General features: G+C 70.0%; 15 protein-coding genes. 8 read left to right on the forward strand and 7 right to left on the reverse strand.

Annotated features, from left to right (window positions below):
- The first annotated feature begins 29 nt into the window (after positions 1-29).
- Positions 30-1,004 carry a succinylglutamate desuccinylase/aspartoacylase family protein gene (locus D8896_RS03280; protein ID WP_121820632.1) on the forward strand — a complete coding sequence of 325 codons (975 nt, stop codon included), beginning with the start codon at positions 30-32 and terminating at the stop codon, positions 1,002-1,004.
- A gap of 4 nt (positions 1,005-1,008) precedes the next feature.
- Here the strand turns inward: D8896_RS03280 and D8896_RS03285 are convergent, their stop codons facing one another.
- The 4 genes from D8896_RS03285 to D8896_RS03300 are packed head-to-tail and all read right to left on the reverse strand — an operon-like array spanning position 1,009 to position 5,145.
- Positions 1,009-1,206: a hypothetical protein gene (locus D8896_RS03285; protein WP_121820633.1), complete on the reverse strand. Its 198-nt coding sequence runs from the start codon at positions 1,204-1,206 to the stop codon at positions 1,009-1,011.
- Positions 1,207-1,263: 57 nt separating this feature from the next.
- Positions 1,264-2,346: an anthranilate phosphoribosyltransferase gene (locus tag D8896_RS03290; protein ID WP_121820634.1), complete on the reverse strand. Its 1,083-nt coding sequence runs from the start codon at positions 2,344-2,346 to the stop codon at positions 1,264-1,266.
- Positions 2,347-2,399: 53 nt separating this feature from the next.
- Positions 2,400-3,287 (reverse strand): SDR family NAD(P)-dependent oxidoreductase, encoded by an 888-nt coding sequence (locus D8896_RS03295; RefSeq protein WP_121820635.1) that lies wholly within the window; start codon positions 3,285-3,287, stop codon positions 2,400-2,402.
- Between the two features lie 49 nt (positions 3,288-3,336).
- Positions 3,337-5,145: a S9 family peptidase gene (locus D8896_RS03300; protein WP_121820636.1), complete on the reverse strand. Its 1,809-nt coding sequence runs from the start codon at positions 5,143-5,145 to the stop codon at positions 3,337-3,339.
- 85 nt (positions 5,146-5,230) lie between these two features.
- On the opposite strand from D8896_RS03300, the gene ahbB reads away from it, so the two are divergent.
- Together ahbB and D8896_RS03310 are read left to right on the forward strand one after the other, a co-directional pair.
- A complete protein-coding gene (gene ahbB / locus D8896_RS03305; protein WP_121820637.1) occupies positions 5,231-6,262 on the forward strand; it encodes a siroheme decarboxylase subunit beta in 1,032 nt (343 codons plus the stop codon).
- Positions 6,263-6,320: 58 nt separating this feature from the next.
- Entirely contained in the window at positions 6,321-6,545 is a 225-nt protein-coding gene (locus D8896_RS03310; RefSeq protein ID WP_121820638.1) for a hypothetical protein, read from the forward strand.
- Here D8896_RS03310 and D8896_RS03315 read toward each other — a convergent pair whose 3' ends face one another.
- Together D8896_RS03315 and D8896_RS03320 are read right to left on the reverse strand one after the other, a co-directional pair.
- The gene (locus D8896_RS03315; protein WP_121820639.1) at positions 6,546-6,737 is read right to left on the reverse strand and encodes a hypothetical protein; all 192 of its coding nucleotides are present in this window, start codon (positions 6,735-6,737) and stop codon (positions 6,546-6,548) included.
- A 20-nt stretch (positions 6,738-6,757) separates the two neighbouring features.
- Positions 6,758-7,900 (reverse strand): thiolase family protein, encoded by a 1,143-nt coding sequence (locus D8896_RS03320; RefSeq protein ID WP_121820640.1) that lies wholly within the window; start codon positions 7,898-7,900, stop codon positions 6,758-6,760.
- A 152-nt stretch (positions 7,901-8,052) separates the two neighbouring features.
- On the opposite strand from D8896_RS03320, the gene D8896_RS03325 reads away from it, so the two are divergent.
- The 5 genes from D8896_RS03325 (at position 8,053) to D8896_RS03345 (ending at position 13,182) form a co-directional block, all read left to right on the forward strand.
- Complete coding sequence (locus D8896_RS03325; protein WP_162991411.1) at positions 8,053-9,879, forward strand: flippase activity-associated protein Agl23; 1,827 nt, start codon at positions 8,053-8,055, stop codon at positions 9,877-9,879.
- An 86-nt stretch (positions 9,880-9,965) separates the two neighbouring features.
- Positions 9,966-11,312 carry an ATP-binding protein gene (locus D8896_RS03330; RefSeq protein ID WP_121820642.1) on the forward strand — a complete coding sequence of 449 codons (1,347 nt, stop codon included), beginning with the start codon at positions 9,966-9,968 and terminating at the stop codon, positions 11,310-11,312.
- Entirely contained in the window at positions 11,312-12,136 is an 825-nt protein-coding gene (locus D8896_RS03335; RefSeq protein ID WP_121820643.1) for an MBL fold metallo-hydrolase, read from the forward strand. Before D8896_RS03330 ends, D8896_RS03335 begins: the two co-directional genes overlap by 1 nt.
- Entirely contained in the window at positions 12,133-12,324 is a 192-nt protein-coding gene (locus tag D8896_RS03340) for a hypothetical protein (RefSeq protein ID WP_121820644.1), read from the forward strand. Before D8896_RS03335 ends, D8896_RS03340 begins: the two co-directional genes overlap by 4 nt.
- Before the next feature lie 87 nt (positions 12,325-12,411).
- Positions 12,412-13,182 carry a DUF7537 family lipoprotein gene (locus D8896_RS03345; protein ID WP_121820645.1) on the forward strand — a complete coding sequence of 257 codons (771 nt, stop codon included), beginning with the start codon at positions 12,412-12,414 and terminating at the stop codon, positions 13,180-13,182.
- Here D8896_RS03345 and D8896_RS03350 read toward each other — a convergent pair.
- On the reverse strand, positions 13,179-14,132 hold the full coding sequence (locus D8896_RS03350) for a DUF5787 family protein (protein WP_121820646.1): 954 nt from the start codon (positions 14,130-14,132) through the stop codon (positions 13,179-13,181). The genes D8896_RS03345 and D8896_RS03350 overlap by 4 nt on opposite strands.
- Positions 14,133-14,178 lie beyond the last annotated feature (46 nt).

The raw sequence follows: 14,178 nt of genomic DNA on the forward strand, positions 1-14,178 counted from the left end.
ATGAAGGTCGATCACGCCGTAGCACGCGTATGGTAGCGCCGGCAGTTCACTCGGCGGAGCGCGTCACGCTCGCTCGCCTCCCGTCGGGGGTCGAGGTGGCGACGACGGTCCACACCTACGCCAGCCCCGCCAACGGGCCGACCGTCTACGTGCAGGCCGCCCAGCACGGTCGCGAGGTGAACGGGACGGCGGTCCTCCGGCGGCTCCACGACCGGCTGGTCGACGCGAGCATCGCCGGGCGGGTCGTCGCCGTGCCGGTGGCGAATCCCCTCACATTCGACCGGGTCTCGTACACGACGCCGGAACCGCTCGACAGCGTCCACTCGAACATGAACCGGGTGTGGCCCGGCGACGCCGACGGGACGCTCCACGAGCGCATGGCCGCCCGGCTCTGGACGTACGCGAGCGACGCCGACGCCGCAGTCGACCTCCACACCGGGAGTCCGGAGCTGCTCACCCACGTCGTCTACCGCGACGGCGACGCGACGGCCCGCGCGCTCGCCGAGGCGTTCGGTACGGACCTCCTGCTGGCGGAGGCGGCGGGCGACGACGCCGCCGACGAGTGGCACCGCCGGAACTTCGCCGGGAAGTTCCGCGTCGCCGCCGCCCGCGAGGGGATCCCCGCCATCACCCCTGAGCTGGCCCACAACAAACAGATCGTTGAGGACGCCGTCGAGGCCGGCGTCGACGGAACCCTGAACGTGCTCCGCCACCTCGGCGTCCTGCCCGGCGCGCCCGACCCTGCCGCCCCGACCGTCGCCCGCAACCACCTCGGCCGGGTCGACGCCGTCGACGCCGGACTCTTCCGCCCGCATCCGGACCGGGCGCTGGGCGAGCGCGTCGACGAGGGGACGCCGCTGGGGACGCTGTACGACCCGACGAGCTACGAGGTGTTGCAGGAGGCGACCGCCGACGACGCCGGGATCCTCTATGCGATCACCCGCGAGGCGACCGTCGCCGCCGGCGGCAAACTGGCGAACGTGGCGATCCCGCGGGCGGAGTGAGCCATCACTCGGTGGCCGGCTTGTCGGTTCCGTCCGGTCGCAGGTGGCGCTCGAATCGCTCGAACACGATCACTCCCCGGAGGACCAGCAGCAGGAAGGCCCAGTTCAGGATACTTGCCGGGCTGAGAACCGCGTACAGGAGCACGACGACGCTGACGACGGCGTACCCCCTATCGACGCCAGACCGAGACAGGTCGAGCATAGCTGTTCGGTTCTGCCAACACGATATAAAATTTTTCCGAAAGATGGATATCTGAAGTCAGAACTCCCGCAGGTCGTCCAGCACGGCCGCGGCGCTCCCGTCGGCGACGGACTCGCGGGCCATCATCAGTCCCTCGTCGAGCGTGTCGGCGTCGCCGCGGGCGTAGATCCGGAACGCGGCGTTGAGCGCGACGGCGTCGGCGAACCCGTCGTCGCGCTCGCCGGCGACGACCGACTCGGTGATCGCCGCGGAGTCGGCGGCCACGTCGTCGACTTCGAGGTCCGCCTCCTCGAACTCCATGCCGTACTCGGGCGTCTCTATCTCGTAGTCGTCGAAGTCCGCGTCGCCGGACTCGCCGCCCGCGTTCCACTCCGCGACCTTCGTGTACCCCGGCCGGATGTCGTCGTACCCCTCCATCCCCTGGAACATGATGACGCGGTCGGGCGTCTCGGTCTCCATCGCGGCGAACGTGTCGGTCACCTTCGTGGCGAACGCGAGGTGGTAGAAGCTGCCGAGGTGGACGTCGGCGTTCGCGGGGTTGGCCAGCGTCTCGATGGTGTTGACGAACACGCGGACGCCCATCTGATCACGGCGGTCGAACAGGTCGTCGATCCCGGGGTTGAACGCCGGCTGGTAGTAGAAGCCGAAGCCGGTCTCGTCGACCATGTCGGCGCTCTCCGCGAGGTCGAGTTCGGTGCGGACGCCGAGTTCGTCGAGCACGTGCTTGTAGGCGTCCTGCTTCTGGGTCGGCACGCGGTCGCCGGAGTGGGCGACGACGGGCGTCCCCGCGCCCGCGGCGACGACGCCGGCCGCGACGCCGAGGATCGCGGTGCGTCCCTTCCCGTCGTAGTTCGCGCCGCAGTCGACGGGGTCGGCGTCGGGTTCGGCCCGCTCGACGCTCTCCTCGACCATCACGTCGGTGTAGGCCGCCAGCTCCTCGGGGGTGTTGCGCTTCCAGCGGTTCGCCAGCCAGAACGCGCCGAGCGTGGTCGGGTCGGGTTCGGCCCCGAGGATGCGCTGGAACGCCTCGCGGGCCTGCTCGCGGCTCATGTCGTCGGCGGACTTGTGCCCGGAGCCGACGACTTCGGTCATCAGGCGTTTCAGGGGCCACTCGCCGTACTTCGCGGTTGCCTCGGCCATGTGATCGGCTTGGGGCGCTCGCCGCAAAAGCGTCCCGTTTCCGGCGGGACGGCTCAGTCTCCACCAGCGACTGCCGGCCAGTCCGGGTCGACGCCGAGCAGGTCCGCGCTCGCCGACCACAGTGCTGTCTGCCGGCGCTCGTCGCGGGCCGCGTCCGACGGCTCCGCGCGCTCGGTGCCGTCGAAGTACGCCCCGTTCGCGTCGGCGGCATCGTCCGCCGCCGCCAGCCGGGCCAGCGCCTCGCCGCCGTCAGCGACGCTCCGGCCGACGGGAAGGACGGAGAACAGCTTCATCGTGGCCCGGACGTACAGCGCGCTGTTCCGGTAGAGGCCGCTCCCCGGGATGAATCCGGGGTGGAGCGCCGTCGCCGTCACGCCCGTCCCGTCGAGGCGGTCGGCGAGTTCGCGGACGAACAGGACGTTCATCAGCTTCGTCCGGGCGTAGCCGTCGAGTCCCGCGTGCTCGCCAAGCAGGTCCGGGTCGTCGGGGGCAACGTCGGCGCGCCGGTGGACGCCCGACGCCGTGACGACGACGCGGGCGGGGGCGCTGTCCCGGAGCAGCGGCGCGAGTTCGCGGGTCAGCAGGTACGGCGCGAGGTGGTTCACCGCTACCGCGAACGGGACGCCGTCGTCGGTCGTGCTGTGCTCGTCGGGCGCGACGGCGGCGTTGTTCACCAGCGCGTCGAGCCGGTCGGTGTGCTCCCGGACCGTCGCCGCGAGGTCGCGCACCGCCGACTGCGACGCGAGGTCGTACTGGAGGAAGGTGGCGTCGCCGCCCGCCGTCCGCACCGTCTGTGCGGCCGTCTCACCGCGCTCCGGGTCCCGCCCGACGAGGTACACCGTCGCCCCGGCCGCGCCCAGTTCCCGCGCCGCCGCGCGGCCGATGCCGCTCGTCCCGCCCGTGAGCAGCACCGTCCAGTCGCTCCGGTCGCCCAGGTCCATGTCGCGTCCCAAGGGCCCGGACCACAAAGTCCCCCGGCCGATCCCCGGCCTACACGCGCTCGTCTAGGAAGTCGGCGATGTGTCGGAACGTCCGTACCTTCTGGTCCTGGTCGCTGGAGCCGTGGCCCTCCTCGTCGAGTTCGTGGTACGCGAACTCCCTGCCGGCGGTCCAGCCGAGTTCGTCCTCGACGGCGTCCCGGAACAGCCGCGCCTGCGAGACCGGACAGCGCGGGTCGTTGACGCCGTGGACGACGCAGAACGGGCGCTCGACGTTCCCGACGTGCTCGACGGGCGAGCGCTCGCGCCAGAGGTCGTGGTTCGCCTCGGGGTCGCCCATCTGCTGCCGGAGGGTCGTCTTGAAGTGGGGCATGTCCTCCTCGTACAGCGCGTGGAGGTCGGTGATCCCGACCCACGGGACGGCGGCGGCCCACAGCGTCGGATACTGCACGAGCTGGCAGTACGCGGCGTAGCCGCCGTAGGAGCCGCCCATCACGGCGACGCGGTCCGCGTCGACCCAGTCCCGGGCTTTGAGCCACCGCCCGGCGGCCGCGATGTCCGCCTGCTCTTTCCCGCCCCAGTCGCCGCGGATCGCACGCTTGAACTCTCGCCCTCGGCCGGTCGAGCCGCGGTAGTTCGGTCGGAGGACGGTGTACCCCTCGCTGACGAGGAACTGGACGTGGACGTTGAACCGCCGCTGGGACTGGAAGTGGGGGCCGCCGTGGACCTCGACGACGCCCGGCGAGGGGCGTTCGCCCGAGTCGTACAGCAGGCCGCCGACCTCCAGGCCGTCCTCGGAGTCGAACGTGACGTACTCGGCGTCGACGAAGTCGTCGGGCTCGAAGTCCCCGTACTCCGGCTCGTGGAGGGTCTCGGACTCGTCGGTCGAGAGGTCGTACCGGAGGACGGCTGGGCGGTCGGCGGCGGTTTCGTGGCGAAGCACGAGCGCGTCGTCGACGAACGGGTCGGCGGTCGACCCCATCGAGACGGGGTGGGTGAAGCCGAGCGGGAGGTCGAGTTCGCGGCCGGTTCCGTCGGCCACGTCGTAGACGACCGGGACGGTCGCCGCGTCGCGGTTTCGGGTCCCGACGACACGGCTCCCGTCCGGCGTGAACGCGTCCGCGCTCTCGGGGTGGTCGCCGGGGGAGAGCCACCGCACCGCGTCGTCAGCGAGGTCGTACACGCCGATCCGGTGGACGCCGCTTTCGTCGTCGCCGACGAGCAGTCGGTCGCCGTCGGGGTGCCAGTCGACCACCGCGGACTCCGAGTCGTCCGTCCCGAACGCCAGTTCGCGGGCGTCGGAGCCGTCGGCGTCGGCGACCCACGCGCGGTAGTTGTCGAGGTTCTCGGGGTCGGGCGTGAAGTACGCCACCCGGTCGCCGTCGGGCGAGAGCCCCCCGTCGTACACCGGCACCTCGCGGTCGGTCAACTGGTCGACCGCGCCGGTTTCGGCGTCGTAGCGGTGGAGGTTCAGCTGCCCGGGCGCGGTCGAGAGGAACAGGAGGACCCGTCCGTCCGGACCGGTGTCGACGACCCGGTTCTGGCCGTCGAGTTCGACGACAGGTTCGTGGTCGCCGTCGCGGTCGGCGGCGTAGAGGTCGTACTGCTCGTCGCCGCCGTCGTCGCGGTGGTAGAACACGCGCTCGCCGTCGCCGGCCCAGAAGAGCGGCATCGTCGCGTCGCGCGGCACTTCGCCGTCGCTGATCCGCGTCACTGCGCCGGTGTCGAGGTCGCGCAGGTAGAGTTCGTTGCGCCCCGACTCGTCCCAGTAGAACGCGAGGGTGTCGCCGTCGGGCGACGGGGTGGGGTGGGCGACGGTCGGCAGGCGGGCGATCGCTTCGAGGCGGTCGCTGTCGGCCATGATGCTACGCCTGTGCGCCACCCACAAACCGTTTCGGAAGCCAGCAGTCGAAACACGTACGTTTCGGAGTTCCCTAGTTCCGCCAATGAGCCTACAGTCGGGCGACTGGCGCGAGCGGATCGACGACCGCGACGCCGCGCTGATCGACGGGTTCCAGAGCGGATTCCCGGTCGAACCCCGACCGTTCCGCGCCGTCGCCGACGCCATCGGGACCGACGAGGCGGACGCGCTCGCTCGCGTCGAGCGCCTCGCCGACGAGGGCATCTTCCGGCGGTTCGGCGCGGTGCTGAACCCGCCCGTCATCGGCAGTTCGACGCTGGCGGCCGTGAGCGCGCCCGCGGACCGCTTCGACGAGGTCGCGGAGGTCATCAACGGCTACCAGCAGGTGAACCACAACTACCGGCGCGACCACGAGTGGAACATGTGGTTCGTCGTCACCGCCGGGTCGCTTGAGCGTCGCGACGCGATCCTCGCCGAGATCGAGGACGAGACCGGCTGCGAGGTGCTGAACCTGCCGATGCTGACTGACTACTACATCGACCTGGAGTTCCCCGTCGTCAACGGCGACCGGTTCGCGCGGGAGAGTCTCGCCGAGACGGAAGTGGACGCAACCCGCATCAGCGAGAACGCGACCGGCGACCTCACCGACTTCGAGAAGGAGATACTGCTGGAGATTCAGGACGGCTTCCCGCTGACCGCGACGCCGTACGGCGACGTGGCCGACGCGCTCGGCGCGGATACCGAGGACGTGCTCGCCGCCGTCGAAACCCTGCGCGACGACGGCTGCATCAAGCGGATCGGCTGCATCGTCAACCACGTCGTCACCGGGTTCGACAGCAACTGCATGGTCGTCTGGGACGTGCCCGACGACGAACTCGACGAACGGGGCACGGCCGTCGGCCGCCTGCCGTACGTGACGCTGTGCTACCACCGCCCGCGCCGCGAGGCGCAGGGGTGGCCCTACAGCGTGTTCACGATGATCCACGGCCGGGACCCCGACGCGGTCGACGAGAAGATAGACGAACTCGCGGCCGAGCACCTGCCGTACGACCACGAGCGGCTGTACTCGACCGAGACGCTGAAACAGACCGGGGCGCGCTACGAGGACCTGGTGTAGCGATACCTGAGTACGGGTTGAGGAAAACTAATTTTGACAGTCGTCCGAACGAAACAGTATGGCAAAGCAGTCGTCTACTGCGGTGGTCGGTGCCCTCGCCGTGGTCGCGGTCGCTATCGCTAGTGGCGGGATCATCGCGTTAGCGTTCATCATGCCGGAACAAATGTTCGACAGCACGCTGGGGGTCGCCGCAATGTTCGGAGCCACGATCGCGATGGTGGTGTGTGCAGTGATCGCGAACCTGTATGACCTCCGGGGTATCATCCACGAAGCGTTCGGCTGATCAATCGCTGAAGGCCCGTGATCCGAGATAGTACGAACCACCGACGACGAGCGTAGTGATACCCGCCGTCACCGTCGCGGCAGTTGAGCCCTCCGAGTAATTGAGAACGAACGAGATCACCCCGACGACGCCTGCACCGATCACTGCTTGTCCGCGGTAGGATCGATCCCCGAACCACTCGCTGACGGGCATCGGCTACTCGATGATCGGATCTACTCCCGCTCGAACTCGATCGCCGCGCCCTGGCCGAAGCCGACACAGAGCGTCGCCAGCCCGCGGTCGCCGTCGCGCTTCTCCAGTTCGTGCAGCAGCGTCACGGGGAGGCGCGCGCCGCTGGCTCCGAGCGGGTGGCCGATGGCGATCGCGCCGCCGTTGACGTTGAACTTGTCGTCCGGGACGCCGAGCTGTTCCTGGCTGTAGAGCGTCTGGCTGGCGAACGCCTCGTTCAGCTCCACGAGGTCGTAGTCGTCGATGGAGCGCCCCGTGCGCTCCAGCAGCCCCTCCGTCGCGGGCACCGGACCGACGCCCATGATCCGCGGGTCGACGCCGACGACGTTGTTCGATCCGATGGTGGCCATGACCTCCAGCCCGTGCTCCTCGGCGAACGCCTCGCTCGTGACGAGCGTGGCGGCCGCGCCGTCGCTGATCTGGGAGGCGTTGCCCGGCGTGACGCTCCCGTCGCTCTTGAACACGGTCGGCAGTTCGGCGAGCTTCTCGGCGGTAGTGCCGGGGCGGAGGCCCTCGTCCTCGTCGACCGTGCCGTCCTCCGTCTCGATGGGGATGATCTCGTCGTCGAAGCGGCCCTCCTCGGTCGCGGCGACGGCGCGCTGCTGGCTCCGGGCGGCGTATTCGTCCTGCTCCTCGCGGGACACGTCGAACCGGTCGGCGACCGCCTCGGCGGTCATCCCCATCTGGAGTTCGCCGACGTTGTACTCCTCGGCCATCCGCGGGTGGATGTAGCCGTGGCTCTCGCCCATCTCGACGCGGGACATCGACTCGACGCCGCCCGCGATGATCGCGTCGCGCTGCCCGGCCCGGATGGCGTCGGAGGCGGAGATGATCGTCTGCATCGACGACGCGCACCAGCGGTTGATCGTGGTTCCGGGCACGTCCTCGCCCAGGTCCGACAGGAGCGCGATGACGCGGGCGAGGTTGTTGTCCTGCTCCTCGCGCTGCTGGGCACAGCCCCACATCAGGTCGTCTATCTCCTCGCCGGAGAGCCCGGTGTCGGCGAGGATCTCGTTGATCAGCGGGATCGACAGGTCCTCGCTCCGCACGTCGGCGAAGACGCCGTCCTCCTTTCCTTGCGGCGTTCGGTACGCCCTCACGACGACGGGCGTGGTGTCGCTTGCCATGTACCGATCGTGGTTCCTCACGAACTTAAATGGCGTTAGAACTCCACGGGGGAGAGCGAGCCGTTTCTCCGCGGTCCGGGGTGCGACGCGGCTCCCCCGACCACCGAGCGAAACCCACAAACACTTTGCCCGCCAGGGGTCAGGGGACGACTATGACCGGACGGCCCTCGCTCCCGGACGCCCTCTCCGGCCGCCGCGGGACGGCGCTCGCGGTCGTCGCCGTCACCCTGTTCGGCCTCGTCGCCCGCCTCTACGACCTCGGCGCGCGGGTCGCCCACCAGGACGAGTCACGCGTCGCCTACTGGACGCTGCGGTACCTCGAAACCGGCGTCCACGAGTATCGGCCCATCGTCCACGGCCCCTTCCTCCCGCTCGTCGAGAGCAAACTGTTCGCCGTGCTCGGCCCGACCGACTTCGCGATGCGGCTGTCGGTCGCGCTGGTCGGCGCGGCCCTGCCGCTGTCGGCGTGGCTGTTCCGCGACCGGCTGCGCGACAGCGAGGTGGTCGCGCTCGCGCTCGTGCTCGCCTTCAATCCCATCCTGCTGTACTACTCGCGGTTCATGCGGGTCGACGTGCCGCTGGCCGCGTTCACGTTCTTCGCGCTGGGGCTGTTCGTCCGCTGGTACGACACGCGCAAGCACCGCTACCTGTTCGCGGCGACGGCGTCGTACGCCGTCTCCTTCGTGACGAAGGAGAACGCGCTGGTGTACGCGCTCTGTTTCCTCGGTGCGGCCGCGCTGCTGCTTGACCACCGGCTCTTCCTGTCCCGGGTCCGCGGCCGTGAGCCGTTCGACGAACTGCGCCGCTACGCCCGCGGCGCGCTCACGTTCGACCCGGTCGCCGCGCTGTCGCGGGACGACCGCGGCGAACTCCTGCGCGGGCTCCCCGACGCGGTCCGCGCCCGAAAGACCGGCATCCTCCTGTCGGTCGCCGTCGTGCTGGAGTTTTTCGCCATCGTCGTGTTCTTCTACGCGCCGCGGAAGGGCGGCTATCCGATCGGCAGCGACACGGAGGGGATCGGCCTCTACTGGTCGCTGGAGGAACTCGCCGCCGGCGACCCGGGGATGTTCATCGCCGTCGTGCAGGAGGCGCTGGTCGGCTCCTGGTGGAAGTTCATGGGGCTCTGGGGGGAGGGCTCGTCGCACGAGTTCCTCCGCTTCTGGAACGACTACGTCCGGACGATGGAGCAGGGCGCGGCCGTCCTCCTCGCGCTCGCCGTCGTCGGCTTCGTCGCCGACCGGTACTCGGACAACGGCCCACGTGACCTCGTCGCGCTCGGCGGCTACATCGGCGCGGTGAGCGTCTTCGGCTACCCGATCATCACCGACATCCCCGCGCCGTGGGCGACGATCCACGCGATCGTTCCCCTCGCCATCCCGGCGGCGGTCGGCCTCGCGCTGATCGGCCGCTGGGGGCGCGACGCCTACGCCGACGGCGACGGGATCGGCGTCGCGGCGGCGGTCGTCCTCGTCCTCCTGCTCGTGGCGCAGGTCGGCGGGGCGGCGATGGACACCAGCTTCCGGAACCCGGCCGACCCGGACAACGAACTCGTCCAGTACGCCCAGTCGTCCTCCGACATGAAGCCGACGCTGTCGGAGATCAACCGGATCGCCCGCGAGCACGGGAACGGGACGGACGTGCTGTTCTACGGCCACGAGTTCAACTCGCCGAACGAGTCGGTCAACCAGCAGCCACCGGCCAGTCCGGGCGGCTGGTTCGGCCGCCTGCCGCTCGCGTGGTACTTCGAGGCCGAGCAACACCGGCTGGCCGACGAGGACGCCGAGTTCGTCGTGAACAGCACGACGACGACGAGCGATTTCGTCGACGACCCGCCGCCGGTGATCATCTCGACGCGGACCGACGCCGGGGCCTACGAGACTGACCTGGAGGGGTACCGCGTCCACCAGTATCAGCGCTATCTCCACAGCAGCGACTTCGTGATCTTCATCGACGAGTCGTATCTGAACGGGTCGGCGTGACGGCCGATCGCCCCGCCGAATCCCGCCGGGCGACCGGTCGTCCCCTTCGACGGCCTTAAGATTCCCCCGCTCGAAACCTTCCGGGAATGAACGACGGGGCGCTTGACGTCGTCGAGTTCCTCCTGACGGCCAGGGTGTACGACGACGAACGCGATCTGGACGAGAACGACCTGCCGCCGCGCTACCGGTCCGTGTTCTGGACCGACGGGGACGGCGACGACCCGGGAGGGGTACAGCGGCCCCTCTCCGTGACCAACAGCACCGCCCGAGCCGCGACCGGCGTCGACCGGCCGTGGGACGCGGTGTCCGACCTCATGTTCACGGAGCGCGAGGAGTTCTCGGGAACCATCTCGTTCACCCAGCCCGAGATGGCCGAGGAGTGGTTCCTCGACCGCGTCGACGACGAGCGCCTGGCGAGCAACCCGACGCTCGCCTACCGGTTCGAGGACGAGACGGGGGTCGACTACGAGACCGCCCGCGACGAGAACCGCCCGATACAGGCCGACCGGGTGTGGATCGACAGCCTGCTCGCCGAGTACTTCGAGGACGAGGAGGAGCAGGAGATGCTCGAACTCGTCGACATCCGCGCCCCCGAGGAGATCGAGATGACGCTCGACGACCTGGTGCTGACCGACGACCAGGAGGGCGAGATCAACAAGATCGTCAAGGCGATCGAACACCGCGAGTACCTCGCCCAGATCGGCCTGCGGGAGATCGGGAAGCTCCTCTTCGTCGGCCCGCCGGGCACCGGAAAGACCTCCACGGCGCGGGCGCTGGCCCAGGATCTGGACCTCCCCTTCGTCGAGGTGAAGCTGTCGATGATCACGAGCCAGTACCTCGGCGAGACAGCGAAGAACGTCGAGAAGGTGTTCGAGGTGGCAAAGCGGCTCTCCCCCTGTATCCTCTTCATGGACGAGTTCGACTTCGTCGCCAAGACGCGCGCCTCCGACGAGCACGCGGCGATCAAGCGGGCGGTCAACACGCTGCTGAAGAGCATCGACGACATCTCGCTGATCCAGGACGACGTGTTGCTCATCGGCGCGACGAACCACCCCGACCAGCTCGACGCGGCGGCGTGGCGGCGCTTCGACGAGATCGTCAACTTCCCCAAGCCGGACCGCGGGATGCGGGCCGACATCCTCCGGGTGATCACCCGGGCGATGGACATCGAGGAGTTCGACCCCGACGGGATCGCCGAACTGACCGAGGGGCTGACCGGCAGCGACCTGCGGATGGTGCTGCGCGAGGCGGTGCTGGACGCGCTCACCGAGGAGCGGACGACGCTCACACAGGCCGACCTGGAGGCCGCCGTCGAGGACTTCGAGGAGCGGGACACGTTGAAGAACATGGACATGATCGAGGGCGACCACGACGCCCTCGTCGCCGGCGGCGACATCGGCGGCTCCGACCACGACCACGGCCACGACCACTGATGGAGGTCACGCTGCTCGGCACCGGCGACACGACGGGGACGCCGACGCCGGGCTGTGACTGCGAGACCTGCGAGCGGGCGCGGGAACGCGGCGTCGAGCGGACGCGCTTCTCGGTCCACGTCCGCAACGAACGCACCGGCGAGTCGCTGCTGGTCGACGCCAGCCCCGACTTCCGACACCAGTTCCTCGAACAGGGGGTCGACCTGCCCGACGCCGTCCTCGTCACGCACATCCACTTCGACCACCTCGACGGGCTCGGCAACGCCTACCGCCTGCTCGACGGCGCGCCGGTGTACGCCGCCGACGAGACGGACCCGGCGACCGGCCAGAGCGTCGTCGCGGCCATCGAGGAGCGCTACGACTACCTCGACGCCGTCGAGCCGACGGCGCGCTCGCCGCTGGTGCCGTTTCGGGCCTGCGGCTTCGACGTGACGCTGGTGCCGGTCGACCACCCGCCGCTGCTCTGCTACGGCGTCGTGATCGAGGACCCCGAGACGGGCGTGAAGCTCTCGCTGTCGGGCGACACGACGTACGACGTGCCGGCGGCCTCGCGCGAGCGCCTCGCCGACCCGGACCTCCTGCTGGCCGACGGCATCGTCCCGGCAAGCCTCGCCGAACACCACCCCATCGGCGGCCAGCACGAGGACGACGACGGCGTCCCGCGGACGTTCGGCACGAAGCACATGACCCGCGAGGGCGCGCTGGCGCTCGCCGACGACCTGGACGCCGACCGGACGCGGGTCGTCCACGTCGCGCACTTCTACCCGGCCGACGAGGCGTTCGCGGAACCGCTCGCCGTCGACGGGGAGGTGTACGACCTGTGAAGGGGGTCCGCGAGGGGACGCGGCTGGTCGGCCTGCTCGCGGTCGTTGCGGCCGGCTACGTGGCCGGTTCGATGCTCTCCGGCGACGGCATCGACTGGCTCGGCCTCACCGTCGTCGCCGTCGGGACCCTTGCCGTGCTGGGGCTGTTGCGGTACTTCCGCGCGGAGTTCGACGGCGAGGACACGTAGTCGGCCGCCGGCGGGCGAACGGGCGACCGCGGAGTCGCCCGGGCTCCCGACCGACAGCGTGATACCGGGCGCGCCATCAACAACCGTATGGCACGTTACGAAACGCCCTCCGTCCGGACGACGCTTGCGACGCTGTTCGTCGGAGTGCTCGTTCTGACCGCCGGCTGCTCGGCCGCGGGCATCTTCGGCGGGGGCGGCGACGGCGACAACGGTAGCATCGAGCCGTACACCGACTCGGGCGACGAACTCGACGGCGAGATGCTGAACGAGAGCCACACCGAGGCGATCGAGTCGGCCGGCTCGTACACGCTCGGATACAACGTCACGCTGAGCGGTTCCAACTCCTCGCTCGTCCAGAACACCCGCGGGCAGGTCGACCTGGAGAACGACCGTCAGTACGCCGTCCAGTTCGTCAGCCTGTTCGGCAACCGGACGACCTACCGCTACACGGCTGACGGCACGACCTACCAGCGGATCGTTCCCGAGAACGGCGAGACGCAGTACCAGACGAGCAACGGCTCGACGACCGCATCGCCCGCGATCAACACGAACAACGTCGACGCGTTCGAGTGGGAACAGCAGGGGACTGAGACGGTCGACGGCGTCGGCGTCACGCGGTACGAGGCGACGGGCGTCGCCAACTACAGCGCACTCCCGACCGCCCCGAGCGAGGCGAACGCAAGCGACGTGTCCGCGACGCTGCTCGTGAGCGAGGACGGCGTCATGCACGAGTACACGCTCGACTACACGCAGGAAAGCTCGGGCGCGACGCAGGAGATCTCGCTCCGGTACGCGGCCACCGAGGTCGGCTCGACGACCGTCGAGGAGCCGGACTGGCTCGACGAGGCGCGGAACTAGCCGAACCGGTCCAACCCGGCCTGTCGCCGGCTGACGCCGTCGGGGTCCGCGACCCACGGTGACCGGTCGTCGCGCTCGGCCGCGGCGTCGACTGCCGGGTCGTCGTCGGGCGCGTGGCCCGGACACGACGGCCCACACTCGTTTTTCGGGTCGACGACGCGTCCGTGCCAGTCGCAGTGTGGGACGCCGCCCGACTCGACCGCGGCCCGGGCGCAGGCCGGGAACTCGTCGGGCCGCCACCCCTTGCCGTAGGCGCGCTCGGCCAGCCGGCGGCGGTAGCGCGCCTTCTCCGCGGCGGTGACCGGCCGAACGTCGCTGCGGCCGGCCCGGCGCTCCAGCAGTTCGATCCCCGTCCCGTCGACGGGCAGTCGGTCCGGCTCCCGGACGACCGCGACCCCGTCGTCGGGGTCGACCCGCCAGACGCCGACCGGGTCGGGGATCCGGTTCAGATGCGCCCGGGTGACGTGGCTCGCGGTGGCGAGGACGACTTCGTCGACCAGCGCGAGGCTGGCGTCCTTCCGCAGTTGCGTGGAGAGGTCGCCCGGCGAGCCCAGATCGGGCTTGTTCTCGATGGCGCGGAGCCGGCCGAACCAGTCCGGGTAGCGGGTAACCTGCCGGACGTAGTCGCGGCCGCCGCGACGCTCGCGTTCGAAGAAGCCGACTTCGACGGCGCGCTCGACGGCGTCCCGGGCGCGCTCCGGATGGCAGTCGAACGCGTCCTTCCAGTAGCGAAACCGGCCGGGACCCACGTCGCTCTCGATGGCGAGTGCCGGGATCCGCTCGGGGGTGACCAGTGCGCGGTCGCGGAACTCGGGACCGGGCGTCACCGTCACCACGTCGAGGACGCGGTTCGCCGGCGCGACGACCCCGCCGCCCAGCTGGCGGGCGACGAGCGTCTCGTCGTCCTCCAGGCGGGCACACAGCGCCAGTTCGAAGCCGAACTCCCGCACGGGATGACGGTGGGGTGCGGGCGAGAAAAGCGTCGCGGTGGACGGC

Origin of the sequence: Halostella salina, from assembly GCF_003675855.1 — an archaeon.
Classification (GTDB): domain Archaea; phylum Halobacteriota; class Halobacteria; order Halobacteriales; family Natronoarchaeaceae; genus Halostella; species Halostella salina.